Origin of the sequence: Bradyrhizobium sp. U531 (assembly GCF_051710265.1) — a bacterium.
In the GTDB taxonomy this organism is placed as follows: domain Bacteria; phylum Pseudomonadota; class Alphaproteobacteria; order Rhizobiales; family Xanthobacteraceae; genus Bradyrhizobium.
The window spans coordinates 274,053-296,991 of record NZ_JASVEN010000004.1; the positions used below are offsets into that span (position 1 = coordinate 274,053).

Annotated in this window: 22 protein-coding genes; 18 read left to right on the forward strand and 4 right to left on the reverse strand. The window is 64.7% G+C overall.

The features are described from left to right. Positions 1-142 precede the first annotated feature (142 nt). On the reverse strand, positions 143-1,738 hold the full coding sequence (locus QRQ56_RS20835) for an ABC transporter substrate-binding protein (protein ID WP_438742734.1): 1,596 nt from the start codon (positions 1,736-1,738) through the stop codon (positions 143-145). A gap of 211 nt (positions 1,739-1,949) precedes the next feature. Between QRQ56_RS20835 and QRQ56_RS20840 the strand changes: the two genes are divergently transcribed. The 12 genes from QRQ56_RS20840 to QRQ56_RS20895 all read left to right on the forward strand — a co-directional run bounded on the left by QRQ56_RS20840 (position 1,950) and on the right by QRQ56_RS20895 (position 15,162). Then, the gene (locus tag QRQ56_RS20840) at positions 1,950-3,608 is read left to right on the forward strand and encodes an ABC transporter substrate-binding protein (RefSeq protein ID WP_438742736.1); all 1,659 of its coding nucleotides are present in this window, start codon (positions 1,950-1,952) and stop codon (positions 3,606-3,608) included. A 196-nt stretch (positions 3,609-3,804) separates the two neighbouring features. After that, the gene (locus QRQ56_RS20845; RefSeq protein ID WP_438742738.1) at positions 3,805-4,758 is read left to right on the forward strand and encodes an ABC transporter permease; all 954 of its coding nucleotides are present in this window, start codon (positions 3,805-3,807) and stop codon (positions 4,756-4,758) included. 3 nt (positions 4,759-4,761) lie between these two features. Continuing rightward, entirely contained in the window at positions 4,762-5,664 is a 903-nt protein-coding gene (locus QRQ56_RS20850) for an ABC transporter permease (protein ID WP_438742740.1), read from the forward strand. 145 nt (positions 5,665-5,809) lie between these two features. Continuing rightward, positions 5,810-6,871: an ABC transporter ATP-binding protein gene (locus QRQ56_RS20855; protein ID WP_438742742.1), complete on the forward strand. Its 1,062-nt coding sequence runs from the start codon at positions 5,810-5,812 to the stop codon at positions 6,869-6,871. Next, positions 6,868-7,065 (forward strand): hypothetical protein, encoded by a 198-nt coding sequence (locus tag QRQ56_RS20860; protein ID WP_071916846.1) that lies wholly within the window; start codon positions 6,868-6,870, stop codon positions 7,063-7,065. Before QRQ56_RS20855 ends, QRQ56_RS20860 begins: the two co-directional genes overlap by 4 nt. Continuing rightward, complete coding sequence (locus QRQ56_RS20865; RefSeq protein ID WP_438742744.1) at positions 7,062-8,477, forward strand: amidase; 1,416 nt, start codon at positions 7,062-7,064, stop codon at positions 8,475-8,477. The genes QRQ56_RS20860 and QRQ56_RS20865 overlap by 4 nt, the downstream gene beginning before the upstream one ends. Next, positions 8,474-9,451 carry an ABC transporter ATP-binding protein gene (locus QRQ56_RS20870; RefSeq protein ID WP_438742746.1) on the forward strand — a complete coding sequence of 326 codons (978 nt, stop codon included), beginning with the start codon at positions 8,474-8,476 and terminating at the stop codon, positions 9,449-9,451. The genes QRQ56_RS20865 and QRQ56_RS20870 overlap by 4 nt, the downstream gene beginning before the upstream one ends. Positions 9,452-9,563: 112 nt before the next feature. Then, positions 9,564-9,833 carry a GlsB/YeaQ/YmgE family stress response membrane protein gene (locus QRQ56_RS20875; protein WP_438742748.1) on the forward strand — a complete coding sequence of 90 codons (270 nt, stop codon included), beginning with the start codon at positions 9,564-9,566 and terminating at the stop codon, positions 9,831-9,833. Positions 9,834-10,095: 262 nt separating this feature from the next. Next, positions 10,096-11,844, forward strand: a complete 1,749-nt coding sequence (locus tag QRQ56_RS20880) for a type I secretion system permease/ATPase (protein ID WP_438742750.1) — start codon at positions 10,096-10,098, stop codon at positions 11,842-11,844. Continuing rightward, the gene (locus QRQ56_RS20885; RefSeq protein WP_438742752.1) at positions 11,841-13,175 is read left to right on the forward strand and encodes an HlyD family type I secretion periplasmic adaptor subunit; all 1,335 of its coding nucleotides are present in this window, start codon (positions 11,841-11,843) and stop codon (positions 13,173-13,175) included. The genes QRQ56_RS20880 and QRQ56_RS20885 overlap by 4 nt, the downstream gene beginning before the upstream one ends. Positions 13,176-13,337: 162 nt before the next feature. After that, positions 13,338-14,807, forward strand: a complete 1,470-nt coding sequence (locus QRQ56_RS20890; protein ID WP_438742754.1) for an AMP nucleosidase — start codon at positions 13,338-13,340, stop codon at positions 14,805-14,807. A 79-nt stretch (positions 14,808-14,886) separates the two neighbouring features. After that, positions 14,887-15,162 carry a DUF1488 family protein gene (locus QRQ56_RS20895; RefSeq protein ID WP_438742756.1) on the forward strand — a complete coding sequence of 92 codons (276 nt, stop codon included), beginning with the start codon at positions 14,887-14,889 and terminating at the stop codon, positions 15,160-15,162. A gap of 19 nt (positions 15,163-15,181) precedes the next feature. Here QRQ56_RS20895 and QRQ56_RS20900 read toward each other — a convergent pair whose 3' ends face one another. Beyond that, a complete protein-coding gene (locus tag QRQ56_RS20900) occupies positions 15,182-15,664 on the reverse strand; it encodes a CinA family protein (RefSeq protein ID WP_438742758.1) in 483 nt (160 codons plus the stop codon). A gap of 144 nt (positions 15,665-15,808) precedes the next feature. On the opposite strand from QRQ56_RS20900, the gene QRQ56_RS20905 reads away from it, so the two are divergent. Genes QRQ56_RS20905 through QRQ56_RS20915 form a run of 3 tightly spaced genes read left to right on the forward strand, consistent with a single transcriptional unit; the run spans position 15,809 to position 18,414 of the window. After that, on the forward strand, positions 15,809-16,867 hold the full coding sequence (locus QRQ56_RS20905) for an amidohydrolase family protein (RefSeq protein WP_438742760.1): 1,059 nt from the start codon (positions 15,809-15,811) through the stop codon (positions 16,865-16,867). A gap of 24 nt (positions 16,868-16,891) precedes the next feature. Beyond that, a complete protein-coding gene (locus tag QRQ56_RS20910; RefSeq protein WP_438742762.1) occupies positions 16,892-18,001 on the forward strand; it encodes an amidohydrolase family protein in 1,110 nt (369 codons plus the stop codon). Next, positions 18,001-18,414 carry a Rieske (2Fe-2S) protein gene (locus QRQ56_RS20915; protein ID WP_438742764.1) on the forward strand — a complete coding sequence of 138 codons (414 nt, stop codon included), beginning with the start codon at positions 18,001-18,003 and terminating at the stop codon, positions 18,412-18,414. The genes QRQ56_RS20910 and QRQ56_RS20915 overlap by 1 nt, the downstream gene beginning before the upstream one ends. A gap of 120 nt (positions 18,415-18,534) precedes the next feature. Here QRQ56_RS20915 and QRQ56_RS20920 read toward each other — a convergent pair whose 3' ends face one another. Continuing rightward, positions 18,535-19,866 carry an MFS transporter gene (locus QRQ56_RS20920; RefSeq protein ID WP_438742766.1) on the reverse strand — a complete coding sequence of 444 codons (1,332 nt, stop codon included), beginning with the start codon at positions 19,864-19,866 and terminating at the stop codon, positions 18,535-18,537. A 145-nt stretch (positions 19,867-20,011) separates the two neighbouring features. Beyond that, complete coding sequence (locus QRQ56_RS20925) at positions 20,012-20,911, reverse strand: transcriptional regulator GcvA (RefSeq protein WP_438742767.1); 900 nt, start codon at positions 20,909-20,911, stop codon at positions 20,012-20,014. Positions 20,912-21,021: 110 nt separating this feature from the next. On the opposite strand from QRQ56_RS20925, the gene QRQ56_RS20930 reads away from it, so the two are divergent. The 3 genes from QRQ56_RS20930 (at position 21,022) to QRQ56_RS20940 (ending at position 22,933) form a co-directional block, all read left to right on the forward strand. Further along, complete coding sequence (locus QRQ56_RS20930) at positions 21,022-21,225, forward strand: DUF1127 domain-containing protein (RefSeq protein ID WP_438742768.1); 204 nt, start codon at positions 21,022-21,024, stop codon at positions 21,223-21,225. A 68-nt stretch (positions 21,226-21,293) separates the two neighbouring features. Further along, positions 21,294-21,917 (forward strand): GNAT family N-acetyltransferase, encoded by a 624-nt coding sequence (locus QRQ56_RS20935; protein ID WP_438742769.1) that lies wholly within the window; start codon positions 21,294-21,296, stop codon positions 21,915-21,917. A 395-nt stretch (positions 21,918-22,312) separates the two neighbouring features. Next, positions 22,313-22,933, forward strand: a complete 621-nt coding sequence (locus QRQ56_RS20940) for a hypothetical protein (protein ID WP_438742770.1) — start codon at positions 22,313-22,315, stop codon at positions 22,931-22,933. Positions 22,934-22,939: the final 6 nt, after the last annotated feature.

A 22,939-nucleotide genomic window follows, 5' to 3' on the forward strand; every position in this document is an offset into this window, starting at 1 on the left:
TGACGCGCGAGTGCAGCCACATTCGCGACTCCCGTAGGGTGGGCAAAGGCGCAGAGCGCCGTGCCCACGATCTCGTTCCGCAATGCCGAGTTGGTGGGCACGCTTCGCTTTGCCCACCCTACGGCACCTGTCCGCGCCGCCCTCACTCCATCCCGATCGTCGTCAGATCCTGAAACCAGTGCTGCGCCTGCACGAACTGCTTGATCTTGGGCGACAGCGCGTGCGGGTTGGTGTCGTGGACGACCCAGACCAGCGCGGCATCGTCCACGATCAACGCATGCGCCTGCGCCAGCAATTCATCCTGCTTGGCGCTGTCGAACGTCTGCTTGGCCTCGTCGATCAGCGCGTCGACTTTCGGATTCTTGTAGCCGCCCCAGTTGACGCCGACAGGCGCGATCTGGCCGGAATGGAAGAAGCGGACGATGGCGTAGAGCGGATCGGAAGTGACGTAGGCGATGTTGTTGGCAGTGATGCCGGCATTCATCTCGTCGGCCGCGCCCTTGCGCCAATGCGTGTAAAGCGTCTCAAGCTCGACCACTTTGAAGTCGATCTCGATGCCGATCTCCTTGAAGCTCTGCTGCAGGAATTCGTTCATCGGCAGCGACAGCATCTGGCCGGTGCCGCCTTGTGCGATGATGAAAGTGGTTTTCAGGGGCTTGGCCTTGGAGTAGCCGGCTTCCTCGACAAGCTTCTTCGCAGCCGCCAGATCGTATTTCAGCTCAAACGTCGGCTTGCCGAACCACGGGCTGGACGGATCGACCTGGCCTTTCGCAGGCTTGGCAAGGCCGTTCATCAGGCCGACCACGGCTTCGCGATCGATCGCAAGGTTCAGCGCCTTGCGCAGACGGACGTCGGTCCAGGGCGAGCCCGGCAGCACGCTCAGATGATAATTCCAGACATGCGGCGTGACGTTGTCGACGAGCTTCATGCCGGCGGCCTTGAGCTGCGGCACCGCGTCGGGCGCCGGCGTCTCGATCAAATCGACCTGGCCCGCCAGTAGCGCATTGGTGCGCGTCAGCGCTTCCGGCATCGGCACCAGCACGATCTTGTCGGCCTTCGGAATGCGCTTGGTGTTCCAGTAGTCCGGATTCTTGCTGAGCTCGGCGAGCTCGCGCGGTACCAGCTTGGTCAGCTTGAACGGGCCGGTGCCGGAGGGCTGGCTGGCGAACTTGTCCCAATCCTTGCCGAGCTTGTCGTATTGCGCGGGGCTCGACACCAGGAACCACAGCATCTGATAGGGAAAGAAGGAATCGACGGTCTTGGTGGTGATCTCCACGGTCATATCGTCGATTTTGGCGTAGCTGGCGACGGAGGGCAGGCGGGTCTTCACCTGCGCGCTCTGCCGCTTGTCGAATTGCGGCGCCTTATCGTTGAGCACCTTGTCCAGATTCCAGATCACCGCGTCGGCATTGAACGCGCTGCCGTCGTGAAACTTCACGCCCTTGCGCAAGCTGAAGCGCCATTTGGTCTTGTCGTTGTCATCGACTTTCCATTCGGTCGCGAGCCCCGGCACCAGCTTGCCGGGACGATCGGCGACGTCCATCTCCCAGGCCACCAACGGATCGTAGATCGTGTAGGCCGTGAACTGATAGGCGCCAGCGCCGCGATCGGGTTGGCCTGTGGTGAGCGGAATATCCGCCATCGAGATTCCGTAGCGCACGACGGTTTCGGCGCGCGCCGAGATTGCGGATAGCGCCAGCGCAAGCACGGCGAGACAAATCGATTGACGAATACGCATGGTCCAGAGCTCCCAAGAAAACTCAAGCGAGATTTCAGGACCAAACCTGCAATCTTGATGCCAGAATAGGCAGCGTGGCGCGTGCGCCCGCCTGCGACCCATAAGGACTTGTCGTCGCATGGCGAAATTGCAGAATAAGTTTCTCTTTGGCATAGCCATTGCATACGATTGCATCAAAAATAGTCATCGAAGCCGGAAAAGGATTGAGGCGATGCTTACGAAGAAGAACACGCGCGCGGCACTGATCGCGGTGCTCGCTCTAACGACGGCGGCGGCCTGGCCGCGTGCGGTCAGCGCCGAAACGGTGCTGCGTATCGGCATGACCGCTGCCGATATTCCGCGCACGCTGGGCCAGCCCGACCAGGGGTTTGAAGGCAATCGCTTCACCGGTCTCACGATGTACGACGCGCTGACCGGCTGGGACCTGTCGTCGGCCGAAAAGGCGAGCGTGGTGATTCCCGGCCTTGCGACCGAGTGGAAGGTCGACGATGCCGACAAGACCAAATGGGTCTTCAAGCTGCGCCCCGGCGTCACCTTCCACGACGGCTCGCCATTCAACGCGGATGCCGTGGTGTGGAACGTCGAGAAGGTCCTGAAGCAGGATGCGCCGCAGTTCGACGCCAGCCAGGTCGGCGTCACGGCCTCGCGCATGCCGACGCTGGCGTCCGCGAAGAAGATCGACGACATGACGGTCGAGCTCACCACCAAGGAGCCCGACAGCTTCCTGCCGATCAACCTCACCAACCTCTTCATGGCGAGCCCGGCGAAGTGGCAGCACTTCTACGACAAGGCGGAAGGTGCCGACGCCAAGGCCAAGTCGCAGGCCGCCTGGACCGCGTTTGCCAAGGACGCCGCAGGCACCGGCCCGTGGAAGATGGCGAGCTTCACGCCGCGTGAGCGGCTCGAGCTCGTGAAGAACGCGAGTTATTGGGACAAGGCGCGCGTGCCCAAGATCGACAAGATGGTGCTGCTGCCGATGCCGGAAGCGAATGCGCGCACCGCGGCGCTGCTCTCGGGGCAGGTTGATTGGGTCGAGGCGCCGGCGCCCGACGCGCTGCCCGAGCTCAAGCAGCGTGGCTTCAAGCTCTACGCCAACGAGCAGCCGCATGTCTGGCCGTGGCAGTTCTCGCGCGTCGAGGGCTCGCCCTGGAACGACATCCGCGTGCGCAAGGCCGCGAACCTCTGCATCGATCGTGAGGGCCTCAAGGACGGCCTGCTGGCCGGCCAGATGGTGTCCGCGACCGGCACTTTCGAGCCCGGCCATCCCTGGCGCGGCAAGCCGACCTTCGAGATCAAGTACGACAAGGCGGCTGCCCAGAAGCTGATGCAGGAGGCCGGCTTCGGCCCGAACAAGAAGCTGACGGTGAAGACGCAGACCTCCGCCTCCGGCTCGGGCCAGATGCAGCCTCTGCCCATGAACGAGTATCTGCAGCAGGCGCTCGCCGAATGCTACTTCGATGTGCAGCTCGACGTCATCGAATGGAATACGCTGTTCACGAACTGGCGCCGCGGCGCCAAGGATCCCAGCGCCAACGGTTCGCACGCCACCAATGTGACCTATGCGGCGATGGACCCGTTCTTCGCGCTGGTGCGCTTCCTGCAGTCGGGCATGGCACCGCCGGTCTCGAACAATTGGGGCTTCATCAACAATCCCAAGTTCGACGAGCTGGTGAAGAAGGCGCGCCAGACCTTCGATCCCGAGGCGCGTGACGCCGCGCTCGCCGAGCTGCACGCGGCCTCCGTCGACGATGCCGCCTTCCTCTACGTCGCCCACGACGTCGGCCCTCGCGCGATGAGCCCGAAGGTAACGGGCGTGGTGCAGCCGAAGAGCTGGTTCATCGACTTCTCGCCGGTGTCGATCGCGCAGTAGCCTATCGGCTGCTTGATGCACCCTCTCCCCCTGTGGGAGAGGGTGGCTTCGCGACAGCGAAGCCGGGTGAGGGGTCTCTCTCTCCGGGAGTGACCCTCTCGCGTTCGTCACGACCATCTCCGCGGAGAGATACCCCTCATCCGGCGCTTCGCGCCACCTTCTCCCACAAGGGGAGAAGGGAAGAAAAAGAAGCAACGTGCTCGCCTATATCGCCAGACGCATCGTCTACGTCGTCCCGATCGTCATCAGCGTCGCGCTGGTGTGCTTTCTGCTCGTGCACATCACGCCGGGCGATCCGCTCGTCGCGGTGCTCCCCGCCGACGCCTCGCAGGAGCTGGCCGCGCAGCTGCGCACCGCCTACGGCTTCGACCGCCCGCTGCCGGTGCAGTTCGGGCTCTGGCTGATGCGCGCGCTCCATGGTGATCTCGGCAATTCCATTGCCACCGGACGCCCTGTGCTCGCCGAGGTCATGCGCGCGGTCAGCAACACCGTGACGCTGGCGATCGCCGCCGCCATCATCGGCTTCACCATGGGCATCCTGCTCGGCCTGATCGCCGGCTATTTCCGCGAGACCTGGATCGACAAGGTCGCGACCTCCTTCGCCATCGCCGGCGTCTCGGTGCCGCATTACTGGCTCGGCATGGTGCTCGTCATCATCTTCTCGGTGCAGCTGAACTGGCTGCCCGCGGTCGGCGCCGGCCCGAACGGCTCCAACTCCTGGGCCTGGGACTGGGCGCACCTGAAATATCTCGTGCTGCCGGCGATCACGACCTCGGTGATCCCCATGGGCATCGTCACCCGAACCGTGCGCGCGCTGACCGGCGATATCCTCAGCCAGGATTTCGTCGAGGCATTGCGCGCCAAGGGCCTGCACGAAACCGGCGTGTTTCGCCATGTCATCAAGAACGCCGCGCCCACCGCGCTGGCGGTGATGGGGCTTCAGCTCGGCTATATGCTCGGCGGCTCGATCCTGATCGAGACCGTGTTCTCCTGGCCGGGCTCGGGCTTCCTGCTCAACTCCGCGATCTTCCAACGCGACCTGCCGCTGCTGCAGGGCACGATCCTGATCCTGGCGCTGTTCTTCGTCTTCCTGAACTTGCTGGTCGACATCGCGCAAGCCGCGATCGACCCGCGCATCAAGCGGGGCTAGCCGATGAGCGAGCTTCCGTTGTCCGCCACCACTGATGCCGCGCTTCAGGCCGCGCCCGCGACCAAGGCGCGCGGCTATTGGGCGACCGTGGGCCGACGTATCAGGCGCGACAAGGTCAGCATGGTCTGCGCGCTGGTGCTGCTGCTGATCTTCCTCTCCGCGATCCTCGCGCCATGGCTCGGTCTGGAGGACCCCTACAAGGGCTCGATGATCCGTCGCCTGCGCCACATCGGCACCACCGGCTACCCGCTCGGCACTGACGAACTCGGCCGCGACATGCTCGCGCGTCTCGTCTATGGCGGCCGGCTATCGCTCGTCATCGGTATCCTGCCCGTGATCCTCGCCTTCTGCATAGGCACCTCGCTCGGCCTTGTCGCCGGCTATGTCGGCGGCAGGCTCAACACGGCGATCATGCGCACGATCGACGTGTTCTACGCCTTCCCCTCCGTGCTGCTGGCGATCGCGATCTCCGGCGCGCTCGGCGCCGGCATCCTCAATTCGATCGTGTCGCTCACGGTCGTGTTCGTGCCGCAGATCACCCGCGTCGCCGAAAGCGTCACCACCGGCGTGCGCAACATGGATTTCGTCGAGGCCGCGCGCGCCTCGGGCGCGGGGCCGTTCACCATCATGCGGGTGCACATCCTCGGCAACGTGCTGGGGTCGATCTTCGTCTACGCCACCAGTCTCATTTCAGTCTCGATGATCCTGGCGGCCGGTCTCTCCTTCCTCGGTCTCGGCACCAAGCCGCCGGAGCCGGAATGGGGCCTGATGCTCAACACCTTGCGCACCGCGATCTACGTCAATCCCTGGGTCGCGGCATTGCCGGGTGCGATGATCTTTGCGGTCTCGATCTGCTTCAACCTGCTCTCGGACGGCCTGCGCAGCGCCATGGACATCAGGAACTGAGAATGATGATGCAAAGGCACACTGGCGCGTCACAGGAGGTCGTCATGCCCGGGCTTGTCCCGGGTATCCACGTTCTTCGTCCCGCGCGGCTAGGCGTGGATGGCCGGGACAAGCCCGGCCATGACGGCGTCGAGGCAGCACGGCCATGAGCGAGAGCAACACATCCGTTGAAATGCTGGAGCAGGTCGAGGACGTCGGCGGCGTCGCGCAGCCGCTGCTGCAAGTCAACGGCCTGACGAAACACTTCCCGGTGCGGGGCGGATTGTTCGCCGCCAAGCGCACCGTGCGCGCGGTCGACAATGTCTCCTTTGTCGTCGCCAAGGGCGAGACCGTCGGCATCGTCGGCGAGTCCGGCTGCGGCAAGTCGACCACCGCGCGGCTCCTGATGCATCTGATGCCGCGCGATACCGGCGACATCATCTATGACGGCATGACGGTCGGCCAGTCGCTGTCCCTGCGCGAGCTGCGCCGCGGCATGCAGATGGTGTTCCAAGACTCCTACGCCTCGCTCAATCCGCGCCTGACCATCGAGGAATCCATCGCCTTCGGTCCCAAGGTCCACGGCATGGCTGACGGTGCGGCCCGCGCATTGGCGCGGGAGCTGCTCGGCAAGGTCGGCCTGCGCCCGGAAAATTTCGCGAGTCGCTACCCGCACGAGATCTCCGGCGGCCAGCGTCAGCGCGTCAACATCGCGCGCGCACTGGCGCTGTCGCCGCGGCTGGTGATCCTGGACGAAGCCGTCTCCGCGCTCGACAAATCCGTCGAGGCGCAGGTGCTCAATCTGCTGGCCGATCTCAAGCGCGAGTTCGGCCTCACTTATCTCTTCATCAGCCACGACCTCAATGTCGTCCGCTACATCTCGGATCGCGTGCTGGTGATGTATCTCGGCGAGGTCGTCGAGCTCGGCCCGGTCGACCAGGTCTGGGACAATCCGGCGCATCCCTACACCCGCGCGCTCCTTGCCGCGATGCCGTCCTCAGACCCGGACAAGCGCACCGAAAAGCCGCCGATCACGGGCGATCCGCCCAATCCGATCGATCCGCCGCCCGGCTGCCGCTTCCACACCCGTTGCCCGTTTGCGGAGCCGCTCTGCGCAAATGCGACACCAAAGCTCACTGCGCTCGATAATATGGGCCACGAGGCCGCGTGCTACATGGCCATTCCGGGTTCTGGCCATAGCCGCGCGCCCAGGGAGACAAATGCATGACGAGACCGACGCCGAAAGAGATCAAGCCGATCGCGCAAGTCGCGGGCGTTCCCGTGGATGATGAGATCGCGACCCGCATCTCCAATTCCATCGGGCCTGCCTTCGAAGGCTTTGCCGCCATTGCCGGCACGCTGCCGTTCGACCTCGAGCCGGCGCTCTATCCGATCGCGCAGACGCAGAAGGTGTCGAAATGAGCCTCGAGCCTGCACTCATGACGCTCACCGAGGTCGCGCATGCGATCGCGATCAAGCAAGTCTCCTCGCATGAGGTGACGCGCGCGCTGCTCCATCGCATCGCGCAGTGGCAGCCGCATCTCAACGCCTTCATGGCGGTCGAGGCGGAGTCCGCATTGAAGGCGGCTGAAGCCGCAGATGCCGAGCTTGCCAAAGGCAATGTCCGCGGCCCCCTGCATGGCGTGCCGCTTGCGCACAAGGACATGTATTACGACGCCGGTCATGTCGCGACCTGCGGCTCGCTGATCCGCCGCGATTTCGTGCCGACCGTGACCTCCACCGCCTTGCAGCGGCTGAAGGATGCCGGCCAGGTCCGGCTCGGCACGCTGCATCTCGCCGAATTCGCCTACGGCCCGACCGGGCACAATCATCACTATGGCCCGGTGCGCAATCCCTGGAACGTCGCGCACATCACCGGCGGCTCGTCCTCGGGCTCCGGCTCCGCGGTCGCCGCGCGGCTGACCTATGCGGCGCTCGGCTCGGACACCGGCGGCTCGATCCGCATGCCCGCTCATTTCTGCGGCGTCACCGGCCTCAAGACCACCGTCGGCCGCGTCAGCCGCGCCAGCGCGATGCCGCTGTCGCAATCGCTGGACACCGTCGGACCGCTGGCCCGCACTGCCGAGGATTGCGCGCTGCTGCTGGCGTTGATGGCCGGCGCCGATCCCGCCGACTCCACCTGCAGTCACGAACCGCTGTCGGACTATGTCGGGGCGACGAAGGGCTCGCTGAAGGGCCTCAAGATCGGCGTGCCCGCATCGTTCTATGTCGACGATCTCGACAGCGAGGTTGCGCGCGTGCTCGACGAGACCATCGCGGTGCTCAAGCGCGAGGGCGCCGACATCGTCAAGGTCGAGCTGCCTGATCAGCGGCAATTGTCCTCGGCGAGCCAACTCGTGCTCGCCGCCGAAGCCGCCGCCTTCCACAAGCGCTGGATGATCGAGCGCCCGCAGGATTATGGTCCGCAGGTGTTGATGCGGCTGCAGAACGGTCTCGCCGTTCCCGCCATCACCTATCTCGAGGCCATGCGTTGGCGCGGCCCCGCGCTTGCGGCGCATAATGCCGCGACAGCGGGCGTGCATGCGGTGATCGCGCCGGCATCCCCGGTGCCGGCGCCGACGATCGAGGAGAGCGATGTCGGCGGCGGCCCGAACGCCCCGGCGCTGCTGCAGCGGCTGACGCTGTTCACCCGCCCGGTGAATTTCCTGGGCCTGCCGTCGCTCACGGTGCCCTCGGGCTTCACCCGAAGCGGCCTGCCGGTCGGCATGCAGCTGATCGGCCGCTCCTTCGACGAAGCGACCCTGCTCACCATCGGCGCCGCCTTTCAGCGCGTCACCGACTATCACGATCGATTGCCGAAACTGCCGTCATGACAAATCTCGTCGAGATCTCGGGCCTCAACATCCGTTTCACGGGCGAACGCACGGTCTATGCCGTGAACGACCTCAGCCTGTCGCTGGGGAACAGCGAGGTGCTGGGCCTGCTCGGCGAGTCCGGTTCGGGCAAGAGTGTCACCCTGCGTGCGCTGATGCGGCTATTGCCGAAGAAGCGCACGCAGATTTCCGGCAAGGTCAATGTGATGGGCCGTGATGTGCTGGCCATGAACGACGAAGACTTGTCGTCGTTCCGCGGCCAGACCGTCTCGATGATCTTTCAGGAGCCCGCGCTCGCGCTCGATCCGGTCTACACGATCGGCGCGCAGATCGCCGAAAGCGTCGTCCGCCATGAGGGCAAGAGCTACGCCGAGGGCAGGGCGCGTGCGCTCGAAATGCTCGAGGTCGTACGCATTCCCTCGGCCAAGCGGCGGCTCGATGCCTATCCGCACGAGATGTCGGGCGGCATGCGCCAGCGTGCGATGATCGCGCTGGCGCTGGCCTGCCGGCCGAAGATCCTGCTGGCGGACGAGCCGACCACGGCGCTCGATGCCACGGTGCAGATCCAGATCCTGCTCTTGCTGCGCGAGCTGCAGCGCGAGTTCGGCATGTCCGTGATCTTCGTCACCCACGATATCGGTGTTGCCATCGAGATCTGCGACCGTGTCGCGGTGATGTATGCCGGCCAGATCGTGGAGCAGGGGAGCTTGCGCGACATCGTCCGCAGCCCGGTGCACCCCTACGCCAAGGGCCTGCTCGCCTCCACCATCCACGGCGCCAAGCGCGGCGCGCGGCTGGAGACCATCCCGGGTACGCCGCCCTCGCTGGCCGAGATGCCGCACAACTGCTCCTTCGCCCCTCGCTGCAAGTTCGCCGAGCCGCGCTGCCTGGAGCGATTGCCGGCGAATGTAGAGGTCGGGCCCGGCCGCGCGGCGCGGTGCGTGCTGGCGGAGCCGGTCACGGCGGTGTCATAGTTTCGGATGAGCAGAGCAGGGTTCGCGGCAATGCGAGCCCGCGCCCACCATTCACACCCCATTCATCCCGGTTCCCGTTCCATGTGGCCGTTCACGGAGAGGGACCTTACTGATGCACATTTCCAATGAAGGCCTGCTCGTCATCCTGTTCGTCGGCCTCGTCGCCGGCTGGCTGGCCGGCAAGATCGTGCGGGGCGCCGGGTTCGGCATCATCGGCGACATCGTGATCGGCATCTGCGGTGCGCTGGTGGCGAGCCTGCTGTTTCCGAAGCTGGGCATCCGCCTCGGCACCGGCCTGGTCTCCGAGATCATTTATTCCGCCATCGGCGCGGTGATCTTGCTCTTGGTGGTGCGGCTGGTGCGCGGCGGCGGCCGGCTCTAGCAACGCGCCTGGTACGATCGATCGGAACTGGCCGCCTTTCCCTGAGCTCGGGGAGGGGCGGCCGCCTTGCACCAAAAAGCCGCAAAGACTGTGAAATACCGGACTTGCGTGCAGGGCCGTCAGGGGTAGATGTGGCCTACGGGCTCCGGATGAGCCCGGCCCGCGTTGGACGCCGCGCCAACATGATGTTAATTCGGGGTGCGTACCCTGAATCAACAGTGAAATCAGGGGCTTTGGCCCCCACCTGAAAGAGATCAGACTGATGGCAGCCGGTCCAGGCGTCCGCCGTTCAGAGCTCAGTGACGCCTTGCGCGCGTGTCGCACCGCCTTCGTCGGCGTTGGCTTGATGAGCTGCATGATCAACCTGCTCTATCTGACAGGGTCGATCTTCATGCTCGAGGTCTACGACCGAGTGCTGCCGAGCCGCAGCGTCCCGACCCTGGTGGGCCTGATCATCCTCGCCAGCTTCCTCTATATGGCGCAGGGCGTGCTCGACATGATCCGCAACCGCATCCTCGGGCGGATCGGCACCGCGCTGGACGAGGCCCTCAACAAGCGCGTGTTCGACACCATCGTGCGCCTGCCCCTCCTGGTCGGCAACCGCAATGAAGGCCTGCAGCCGCTGCGCGATCTCGACAATGTCCGCTCCTTCCTCGGCGGCATGGGCCCGAGCGCGTTCTTCGATCTGCCCTGGTTGCCGCTGTACCTCGCCATCTGCTTCGCCTTCCACGTCATGATCGGCGTCACTGCCCTGGTCGGCGCCATCATCCTGGTCGGCTTGACGCTGGTTACCGAGTTCATGTCCCGCCAGCCGGCAAAGGACGCGATGGGCCTCGCCGCGCAGCGCAACGATCTCGCCCAGGCCAGTCGCCGCAACGCCGAAGTCATGGTGTCGATGGGCATGGCGGGCCGGATGAACCAGCGCTGGAGCGAGGCCAACGAAAAATATCTCGCCGGCAATCAGCGCGCCAGCGACGTGGCCGGCGGTCTTGGCGCGGTCGCCAAGGTGCTGCGCATGATGCTGCAATCGGCCGTGCTCGCGGTCGGCGCCTATCTCGTCATCCACCAGGAGGCGACCGCCGGCATCATCATCGCCGGCTCGATCCTCTCCGCCCGCGCGCTGGCGCCCGTTGATCTCGCGATCGCGCACTGGAAATCCTTCGTCGCGGCGCGCCAGAGCTGGCACCGCCTCACGCGCCTGCTGGAGCAGATCCCGGCGCAGGCAATGCCGACCCAATTGCAGGCGCCGACGAGCCGGCTTTCCGTCGAGGGCGTCGCCATGGTGCCGCCCGGTGACCAGCGCCTCGTCGTGCAGGACATCAATTTCGCGCTCGCCGCGGGCAACGGCCTCGGCGTGATCGGCCCGAGCGGCTCCGGCAAGTCGTCGCTGATCCGTGCGCTGGTCGGGGTCTGGCAGCCGGTGCGCGGCAAGGTGCGGCTCGACGGCGCGGCGCTCGACCAATGGTCGTCCGACATGCTCGGCCGCCATATCGGCTATCTGCCGCAGGACGTCGAATTGTTCGGCGGCACCATCGCGCAGAACATCAGCCGGTTCGATCCCGAGGCGACGTCCGACGGCATCATCGCGGCGGCGAAGGAAGCCGGCGTGCACGAGATGATCATCAAGATGCGCGAGGGCTACAACACCCAGGTCGGCGAGCAGGGCACAGCGCTCTCGGCCGGCCAGGCCCAGCGCGTGGCGCTCGCGCGCGCGCTCTATGGCAACCCCTTCCTGATCGTGCTGGACGAGCCCAACTCCAATCTCGACACCGAAGGCGATGAGGCGCTGACCCGCGCCATCCGCGCCGCCCGCGAGCGCGGCGCCATCGTCATCGTGGTGGCGCACCGGCCGATCGGCGTCGAGGCGGTCGACCTGGTCCTGGTGCTGCGCGACGGCCGCATGCAGGCGTTCGGTCCGAAGGAACAGGTGCTCGCCCAGGTGCTGCAGCCGCGCGTGGCGCCGCCGGCCCCGATCAAGATCGTCAGCGAAGGCGGAGTGGCCAAACCATGAGCACGATGGCCATCGGCGGCGCGAAGCCTGCCGCGAAGAAGACCGTGCGCGAGTCGATCAAGTTCCATTTGCTGCTCGGACTTGGCATCGTCCTGGTCCTGGTCGTCGGTCTCGGCGGCTGGTCCTCGACCGTGCTGATCTCGGGCGCGCTGATCGCGCCGGGACAGATCGTGGTCGAATCCAACGTCAAGAAGGTGCAGCATCCGACCGGCGGCGTGGTCGGCGAGGTGCGTGCCCGCGACGGCGATCTGGTCAAGGCCGGCGACATCGTGGTGCGGCTCGACGACACCGTCACCAAGGCGAACCTCGCCATCGTCACCAAGAATCTCGACGCTGCGCAAGCGCGCGCGGCGCGGTTGCAGGCCGAGCAGCGCGGCGTCGACAGCATCGAGTTTCCGCAATCGCTGAATGAACGCGCCAACGACCCTGACGTCAAGCTGCTGCTCTCCGCCGAAACCAAGCTGTTCGACGTCCGCGTCAATGGCCGCACCGGACAGAAGGCGCAGCTTCGCGAGCGTATCACGCAGCTCAACGAGGAAATCTCCGGTCTCAGCGCCCAGGAGAAGGCCAAGGACCAGGAGATCGCGCTGGTGCAGAACGAGCTCACCGGCGTGCGGGAGCTCTACGACAAGCGTCTGGTGCAGATTTCGCGCCTGACCCAGCTCGAACGTGATTCGGCACGCCTCAACGGCGAGCGCGCGCAGTACGTTGCCTCGCGCGCCCAGGCCAAGGGCAAGATCACCGAGACCGAGCTGCAGATCATCCAGGTCGACAAGGACGTGGTGAGCGAGGTCTCCAAGGACCTGCGCGAGACCAACGACAAGATCGGCGAGCTGATCGAGCGCAAGGTCGCGGCCGAGGACCAGCTTCGTCGCATCGACATCCGCGCGCCGCAGGACGGCATGGTGCTGCAATCCAACGTGCACACGGTCGGCGGCGTCGTCACCGCCGGCGATGCGCTGATGCTGATCGTGCCGCAGGCCGACGATCTCCAGGTCGAGGCCAAGGTCAACCCGGTCGACATCGACAAGCTCCAGATCGGCCAGAAGACGCTGCTGCGGCTCTCCGCGTTCAACCAGCGCACGACGCCCGAGCTCAACGGCCTCGTCAGCCGCGTCTCGCCCGACGTCACCACGGACCAGCGCACCGGCCAGAGCTACTACACCATCCGCGTTTCGATGCCGGCCGCGGAGATCGCCCGCCTCGGCGACGTCAAGATGATTCCCGGCATGCCCGTGGAAGCCTTCGTCCAGACCGGCGACCGCACCATGCTGTCCTATCTGATGAAGCCGCTGCACGACCAGCTGATGCGCGCGTTCAGGGAGAAGTGACGCGCGAAAGCGCGTCATTCTCACCTGTCATTGCGAGCGTAGCGAAGCAATCCAGTCTGTTCCCGCAGAGGGATTCTGGATTGCTTCGCTTCGCTCGCAATGACGACTTGGCTGCCACTTTGCTATACTGCGATTGTAAACAGCAGCCCGGGCGGTCGAACCATGCAATCTCTCCCCACCATCGCCACCGAATCCTTCTCTGACGCATCTGCGTCCGTCGCCCGCCTCGAAGAGATCTACGAGCGCAACACAAAATTCCTGCGCGACAGGTTCGAAGCCTATGTCGGCGGCGAGACGATCACGGCGCAGGTGCGGGCCTATTACCCCTTCGTGCGCATCACCACCGCGACACATGCGCGGCTGGATTCGCGGCTCGCCTATGGCTTCGTCGCCGGGCCCGGCGTGCACGAGACCAGCGTGACGCGGCCGGATCTGTTCCGCAGCTACCTCGTCGAGCAGATCGGATTGCTGATCCAGAACCACGGCGTGCCCGTCGAAATCGGCGAGTCCGACGAGCCGATTCCGATCCACTTCGCCTATCGCCGCGACATCAACATCGAGGCCGCCATCACTACCAGCGAGAATTCGCCGGTCGCGAGATCGCTGCGCGATGCGTTCGACGTGCCTGATCTCGCCACCATGGACGATTCCATCGCCGACGGCACGTTCGAGCTGCGGCCTGGTGCGCCGAGGCCTCTATCGCTGTTCCGTGCCGCGCGCGTGGATTACTCGCTGCGCCGGCTCTATCACTACACCGGCACCGATCCCGAATATTTCCAGAATTTTGTCATTTTCACCAACTACCAATTCTATGTCGATGCCTTCGCGCAAGCCTGCCAGCAGCGGCTTCAGTCCGGCGAGGCGGGCCTCGAATCCTTCGTGGCGCCAGGCAACATCATCACGCGCAATGGCGGCGCCACCAGCGGCTCGCCGCCGGTGCGTGCGCCGCAGATGCCGGCCTTCCATCTGGTCGCGCCAGGCTATCGCGGCATCACGCTGATCAACATCGGCACCGGTCCGTCCAATGCGCGCAACGTCACCGACCACGTCGCCGTGCTGCGACCGCATGCCTGGCTGATGCTCGGCCATTGCGCGGGCCTGCGCAACACGCAGCGGCTCGGCGACTATGTGCTCGCGCACGGCTATGTACGCGAGGATCACGTGCTCGACCGCGAATTGCCGCTATGGGTGCCGATCCCGGCACTCGCCGAGATGCAGGTCGCGCTGGAGGAGGCGGTCGAGGACGTCACCGGTCTCGAAGGCTTCGAGCTCAAGCGCCTGATGCGCACCGGCACCGTCGCCAGCGTCGACAACCGCAACTGGGAGATCTCCGGCCCCGAGGTGATCCGCCGCCTGTCGCAGTCGCGCGCGGTCGCACTCGACATGGAATCGGCCGCGATCGCCGCCAACGGCTACCGCTTCCGCGTACCCTACGGCACGCTGCTGTGCGTCTCCGACAAGCCGCTGCACGGCGAGATCAAGCTCGCAGGCATGGCCAGCGAGTTCTACCGCCGCAGAGTCGGCCAGCATCTGGAGATCGGCCTGAAGGCGTTGGAGCGGCTCAAGCAGCAGGAATCGGAGCGGCTGCATTCGCGCAAGCTGCGCAGCTTTGCCGAGGTGAGCTTCCAGTAGGACGAAGCGTCTCTTTGCTGCTGACAACCGGCGCGATTTTCATCATTGTCCCGTTCGGGGGTGCGAACGGGACAATTGGATGCCGCTGACGCGCGACAGGATCATCGGCCATGACCTCGAACGGCTGGCCTTTCGCTTCACCATGCTGAACGAGGGCGAGGCGGTACATTGCCAGATCAGCGACGCTGCCATGGATGAGCTCGCGGGCATGCAGGGCACCGAAAGCATCGCGCGGCAGGCGCAGTTCCTGTCGCTGCGCGAGACCATCGAGCGGATCGCTTCGGAGATCTACGACGAGGCGCCGCGGGTGCAGGGCTATGTGGTGCGGATCTTCATGCGGCATCTGGGGGGGTGAGGCGCCATACTCTCTGCCGTCACCCCTCCAGCTTCCTCAGCAACAGCGTCAGCGCCGTCGCCGCGAACAGCTGCATGTTGCCGAACCGGTCGTTGTCACCCGTTTCCAGTGTCATCACTTCCGATGCCGGTCCCGCGACCGCCATGCAGCTGTGGCCGGCGGCGTCGCCGTAGCGGTTGCCGGTGGGGCCGGCGGCACCTGTCTCGGACAGGCCCCAGTCGCTGCCGAAGCGCGTTCGCATCTGCCCGGCGAGCAGTTGTGCGTAGGGTTCGGACGAGGAGCGAAAGCCCTTCATTCCTTCGTCCGAAATATCCATCAGCACGCGCCGGGCATCGCGGGTGTAAACCACCGCGCCGCCGAGGAAATAGGCGGAGGCGCCGGGCACCGCGAGCAGGCTGGCAGCGATCAGGCCGCCGGTGGAGGATTCCGCGACTGCGATGGTCTGCTTGCGCGCAATCAGTTTGGCGGCGACCTGTTCCGCAATGCCGACGAGCTGTTTCATTCCGCAACCCCTGTTCCTTCGCAACCGAGCTCAGCCTTCCTAGCATATGACAGGACGCTTGGCCGAGTTGCGGGCGGCGGGCAGGCCTGCTTGAATGGCGGGCACAAGAAGAGACGTGTGAGGAAACGTGAGAAGGGAGACGTCATGGCGTCCCTGATCGCCGGCGGGGTGGATTGCGATCTGCATCCGGCCGTGCCGCATCTGACCAGCCTGTTGCCTTACCTGAACGACTATTGGCGCGATCAGGTGACGACGCGCGGCATGGTCGACCTCATCTCGCAATCCTATCCGCAGAATTCGCCAATCGTGGCGCGGCCCGACTGGCGGCCGGAGACCGGCAAGCCCGGCGAGAGCCTGGAGGACATGCAGCGGCATGTGCTCGATCCCTTCCAGCTCAGCTACGCCATCTGCAATCCACTCTACGGCGTGCAGATGGTGTTTTCCGAGGACATGCAGGCCGCTTTCTGCCGCGCGCTGAACGAGTGGCTCGCGAAAGAATGGCTCGATCGCGACAAGCGGCTGCGTGGCTCGATCGTGATCCCGACGCAAAGCATCGAGAAAGCCGTCGCCGAGATCGAGCGCTGCGCGCAGGATGAGCGCTTCGTGCAGGTGTTGATGCTCGTGATGGGCGACACGCCGCTCGGCAAGCGCGCACTGTGGCCGATCTACGAGGCCGCGGAACGGCTGAACCTGCCCGTCGGGATCCACGCCGGTTCCGCCTATCACAATCCGCCGACTGCTGTGGGTTGGGGTTCCTACCACATCGAGGACTATGTCGGTCAGGCCCAGGCGTTCCAGACCCAGCTCACCAGCCTGATCGTCGAGGGCGTGTTCGCCAAATACCCGCGCCTGAAGATGGTGATGCTGGAATCCGGCGTCTCCTGGATCTCGCCCTATCTCTGGCGGCTGCACAAATTCTGGCGCGGCGTGCGGATGGAGACGCCGTGGGTGGATCGCGCGCCGATCGACATTGTGCGCAGCAACATCCGCTTCTCGTTACAGCCGTTTGATGCGCCGCCGGACGGGGCGACATTAAATCGCCTGTTTGATCATATGCAGTCCGACGAATTGGTCCTATTCTCCACGGACTATCCGCACTGGCAGTTCGATGGCCAGGACGCGCTGCCCGAAGGTCTGTCCCCCGATCTCGTGCACAAGATCATGATCGACAATCCGCATGCGACCTATCCCCGCCTGAAATGAGCCCGCTGCCAAGGAGGCAAGGCGATGAATATCCAGTTTCGCGAGAGCCAAGAAGCCGCTTCCCCTCTGACCGTCAAAGCCGCGATCGCGGACTGCGACATCCATCCGGCACGCGCCACCCGCACCGAGCTCTACCCCTATCTCGCCAAACGCTGGCAGCATCACCTCGAGGTCTACGGCGTTCATGCCTATCAGGGCATGATGGAAGGCCCGCCCTATCCGAAGGCCCAGCCCAACGCCTCGCGCCGCGACGCCTATCCGCCGGAAGGCGGGCCGCAGGGCTCCTCGCTCTCCTTCATGCAGAAGCAGCTGCTCGATCCCAACAATATCCAGCTCGGCGTGCTCAACCCGCTCAACACCGGGCAGGGCATCCGCAATCACGAGCTCTCGGCGGCGTTGTGCTCGGCGATCAACGACTGGCAGATCGACAAATGGACCAGCAAGGACAAGCGCCTGAAGGCCTCCATCGTCGTCGGCAATGAGGATGGACTGTCGGCCGCCGCCGAGATCCGCGAGCGCGCAGGGGACAAGAATTTCGTCCAGGTACTGCTGCTCAGCCGCAATGTCGAGCCGCTCGGGCAGCGCCGCTATTGGCCGATCTATCAGGCCGCGGAAGAAGCGGGCCTTCCCGTCGGCGTTCACGCCTTCGGCTTCGGCGGTAATCCGATCACGCCGTCGGGCTGGCCGTCCTATTACATCGAGGAGATGGTGGGGCACTCGCAGTGCCAGCAATCTGCGCTGGCGAGCCTCGTGCTGGAAGGCGTGTTCGAGCGCTTCCCGAAACTGAAGATGGTGATGATCGAGGCCGGTTTCGGCTGGGCGCCGTCACTGGCATGGCGGCTCGACAAGGTCTGGCAGCGGCTGCGCAGCGAGGTGCCGCATGTCAAACGGCCACCGTCCGAATATATCCGCGAGCAGGTGTGGTGGACGACGCAGCCGATGGAGGACCCGGAGCGGCGCGAGGATCTGTTCGACGTTATCAACTGGATCGGCTGGGACCGGCTCCTGTTCGCCACCGACTATCCGCATTGGGATTATGACGAGCCCTCGCGCGTGCTGCCGGCTGGCGTCAGCGACGCCAATCGCGAAGCGTTCTATCTCGGCAATGCGCGCAAGCTGTATGGGATTGCTTGATGGCGCGTCACGTTATTGCCTCGGTGGATGAGCTGCCGCCGGGCACGCGAAAATTCCTGGAGATCGACGGACGGCCGATCGCGGTCTTCAACGTCAAGGGCGAATATTTCGGCCTGATGAACCGCTGCCCGCATCAGGGCGCGGCTTTGTGCGAGGGCCCGTTGATCGGCCTCGCGCAATCGAGCGAGCCCGGCGAGATCGAATACACGAAGCTGGGAGAGATCATCCGCTGCCCCTGGCACGGCTGGGAGTTCGACATCCGCACCGGCCAGTCCTATTGCGATCCCCGCCGCTTCCGCGTGAAGGCCTATCCGGCTCACGTCGAGCCGGGGACGAACGTGGTGAAGGGCCCGTATGTCGCCGAGACAATTCCGGTGAGCATCGAGAGCGATTACGTGGTGGTGGAGCTGTAGGCCGCCGCCGTCATTCCGGGGCGCGCGTAGCGCGAGCCCGGAATCCATGTCTCCAAGCACTCCTGTCTCGCGATGGATTCCGGGCTCGCCTCTTCGAGGCGCCCCGGAATGACACCGCCCTTAATGCCCCGCAACCGGCTCCGCGGCCGTGTCGTATGTCGGCACGGCCTTGCCGCCGCCGCGATAGACCGTCGAGGCCGCGATGATGCCGAGCAGCGCGGCGAACATCAGCCAGAAGCCGGGTGAGGCCTTGTCGCCGGTGCGCTCGATCAACCAGGTCGAGGCGAACGGCGTGAAGGTGCCGAACAGCGCGGCGGCGAGCGCAAACGCCAGCGAGAAGCAGGTGGTGCGCACATGCGCCGGCACGAGCTCGACCAGGGCGCCGAGCATGGTGCCGCTGTAGACGCCGAAATAGAACGAGAACATCATCTCGACCGCGAGCAGCTTGCCGAAGCTCGGCGCCGCCACCAGCCAGTGCAGCGCTGGATAGGCCGTCACCAGCGACAGGCAGGCGATGGTGATCAGAACCGGCTTGCGGCCGATGCGGTCGGACAGCGCGCCGCCGACCGGATTCCAGAAGAAATTGCTGACGGCGACGAGCAGCGTCACCAGCAGCGCATCCTGCGTCGAGAGCTTCAGCACGGTCTTGCCGAAGGTCGGCGTGTACACCGTGACGAAGTAGAACGTGGTCGTGGTCAGGACCGCGATCATCATGCCGAGGATGACGATGCGCCAGTTGGCGAGCGCGGAGGCGAACACTTCGCCCGCGGTCGGGTGCTTCTTCATGGCGAGGAAGGCCGGCGTCTCCTCCAGCGTCCGCCGCAGGAAGAAGATCAAGGGAATGATCAGGCAGCCGACGAAGAACGGAATGCGCCAGCCCCAGGCCGCGACGGTGTCGGCCGGCATCACCTCGGAGAGGAGATAGCCGAGGATCGATGCGACGAAGATCGCGACCTGCTGGCTCGACGACTGGAACGAGGTGTAGAAGCCGCGATTGCCGGGCGTCGAGATCTCCGACAGATACACCGACACGCCGCCGAGCTCGACGCCGGCGGAGAAGCCCTGCAGCAGCCGGCCGATCAGCACGATGACCGGCGCTGCGATGCCGATCGTCGCGTAGCTCGGGCAGAACGCGATGACGACGGTGCCGACGGCCATGATGCCGAGCGTGACGATCAGGCCCTGGCGGCGGCCGATGCGGTCGATATAGGCCCCGAGCACGATCGCGCCGACCGGACGCATCAACGCGCCGAGCCAGAACACGCCGAACGTGTTGAGCAGGGACGCCGTCTCGTTGGTGGAGGGGAAGAACGCCTTGCTGATCGCGGCGGCGTAGAAGCCGAACAGGAAGAAGTCGAACTGCTCGAGGAAATTGCCGCTGGTTGCGCGCAGGATCGCGCCGATGCGCGACTTGATCTCGGGCGGATTGGTCGAGGCGGCTGGTCCAGCCATGGTGTTACTCCCCTTGGAAAGGCGTGGCCGGACCGGAAATCATTTCACGGCAAGGCAACAGATTGATGCTGCGACAATCTGTCCTACCCCTTCCCGCGCAGGGCGGGACGAGTCAATCCCGCTTTGCGGAAAAGCTGCTGATTCTTCAGCCCTTGTTTTGCGTTGCAGCAATCATCCATTGGCGGAACGCAGCCAGCTTCGGCGCTTCGCGGCGCCCCTCCGGCGCGACGAGATAGAAGCCCGCGTCGGCCGGCAGCGCGATCTTGAAAGGCACCACGAGCCGGCCTTTGGCGATGTCGTCCTGCACGTAGGAGGTGCGCCCCATCGCGACCCCGATGCCGTCGATCGCGGCCTGGAGGGTCATGAAGATCATGTCGAAGGTGATGCCGGGTTGCCGCGCGATATCGGCCGGCAGTCCCGCCGCGGTGAGCCAGAGCCGCCAGTCGTCGCTGTTGGCGTTGGAGGTGTGCAGCAGCGGATGGTTTCGCAGGTCTTCGGGCCGCCGCAGCGCCTTGTCGCCGCGCAGTAGCGAAGGACTGCACACCGGAAAAAGCTCGTCCGCCATCAGCCAGTCGGCGCGCAGGCCCGGCCATTGGCCGCGGCCGTAGCGGATTGCGGCATCGACATCGTCACGCTGGAAATCGACGAGGCTGGTCGAGGTGGTGATGCGCACGTCGATGCCGGGATGCTGCTCCTGAAAATCCGCGAGGCGCGGCAGCAGCCATTTCGCGGCGAGCGAAGCCAGCGTCGAGACCGTCAGCACCTTGTCGTCGTCCTTGCGCAGCAGACGGTCGGTGGCGAGGCGAAGATCGTTGAAGGCGGCACGAACGCCCGGCAGGTAATCGCGCGCCTCCGGCGTCAGCGCCAGCGCGCGATTCTGCCGGATGAACAGGCGGATGCCGAGCTCCTGCTCGAGCCGGCGGATCTGATGGCTGATCGCGGTCTGCGTCACGTTCAGCTCGCTGGCCGCCAGCGTGAAGCTGAGATGGCGCGCGGCGGCCTCGAACGCCCGCAATCCGTTCAGGGAGGGCAATCTGGCAGTCATCTGGCAGCAGGATACATGACGTTATTTCATGCGAAGGGGTACAAATTGTCGTTTGTCGCGGTGCAATAGGAAGCAGATATTGGCGCTCAAGTTAGCTCCAGGAGCTGAAAATGTCTACTTTGACCCACAACTCGATGACAAATCATCATGCGCCAGGGCTGATCCAGCAGCTAGGCGAGACGCTTCACGTCTGGCACGAGCGCTACCGGACCCGGCGCGAGCTCACCAGCTGGACCGCCCGCGATCTCCAGGACGTCGGACTGTCCTGGAGCGACATCGCCTTTGAGGCCGACAAACCCTTCTGGCGGGCCTGATTGGCCGCCAGGCCGGCGCCGCCTCATCAGAGGGGCGCCGGCGGTCCCTCTTTCGCATGGCATGTGTCATGAGCGCGCTTCGCCTGGAAGACCTCAAGCAATATTCGGACACGCTGCGCACCCGCGACGGCACGGTGCTCAATGTGCGCTTCGTCGAACCGCGCGACACCGACGAGCTTCAGCACTATTTCCGTTCCCTCTCGACCCGCTCCCGCTACAACCGCTTCTTCGGCGCCATCAGTGAATTGCCGAAGGGGCTGTTGCACGATTTCCTCGAGATCGGCGAGCGCGACCGCTTCACCGTAGTCGCGACCATGATGGTGGACGGCTTCGAGACCATCGTCGCCGAAGCGCGCTACGCGCTCAACGCCGAAACCCTCACGCTCGAATTCGGTCTCTCGGTCCACGACCGCTGGCAGGGCCATGGCATCGCGACCGCGCTGATGAAGAACCTCGAATGCCGCGCCGCTGCGCTTGGTGCCGAGCACATGTTCGGCGATACGCTGCGCTCCAACGAGGCCATGGTCTCGCTCGCGCGCAAATCCGGCTTCGCCTTCGTCAATCACCCCGATGACTGGAAGCTGGTGCGCTTCGACAAGGAAATCTCGATCGCACCGAAAGACATTCCCTGCGCCAGCTGGCGCCTCGCCGCACTTTCCCGTCAGGCCGAACGCCCCTCAGCCTCGGCCTGACACCACTGAGAGCCCGGCCTGGTCATCCAGCGCCGGGCATTTTTTTGCAGGTATGCGATCCGTCATCCTGAGGTGCGAGGCATGGGACGCGTGCGTCCCATGGGGAGCCTCGAAGGATGAGGGGCCCCGCTGCTTCCGCGCAGCTCCCGCAGAAGCAGCCGGGTCGTCGCCCTTCGAGGGCCGCTGAAGAAGCGGCCACCTCAGGGTGACGGTCAGAGATTTCGAACGACGTTACGTCCCCATGAACACTGCCTTCCGCTTTTCGATGAGGGCCCGCCTCGGCTCGCGTAGGTCAGCTAGTTGTCAAGCGCCCGAGAGGTCTCTAGCGTACCGCATGGGCGCGGTTTGGCCGCCTTGCCTGTCGTCTCGGCGAGCTTGAAGAACCCGATTGTCATATGCGCGTCGCGATCCCTGCAATTTCGTTATCCGTTTTGCTCGCTTGTGTAGGGAGAGTGGAGGCACTGGATTGTCCAGTTCCGTCGCCGAGCATGTGGTCAAGAGTTGCCGATAGCGATGAAATCCCAATCGAGCAGCAGCGCCGGGAAGCCAAGGACAGGACGGATGTCTATCGATTGGATAGCGTGCCGATCATCTTTCGCGGGCGCGTCGTCTCGGTGCGCTATCTGTCCGACATTCGCAAGACGAATATCCCACTCAGTCTGCTCGTTTTCGATCGCGTTCAAATCTTGAAAGGGCAACTATTTACGAGGTCGAAGGATCGTAGGGCCGTCGTCATTCGCCAGGAATGGTGCGATCAGAGTTGTATCGGCAAGCTATCAAGCTCGGCGTGGTCTGCCGGCAAGATTGTCGCCGTCGCTGCATATCGGAACGACTTTGCTGATCCATCGAGGACTATTGAATTCTCTAGCAAGCGGATCCTCTATCGGGGGCGAATCGATGCTGTATTGGGTGAATGCAGCGCCGGTCTGCTCAGCAATCGGCAACTGGAGCTCTTGAACGATCCCGATGAAATGAATCGTTTGAAGCGTGAATATGTACCGCTCCGCACCAATTGATCTTGT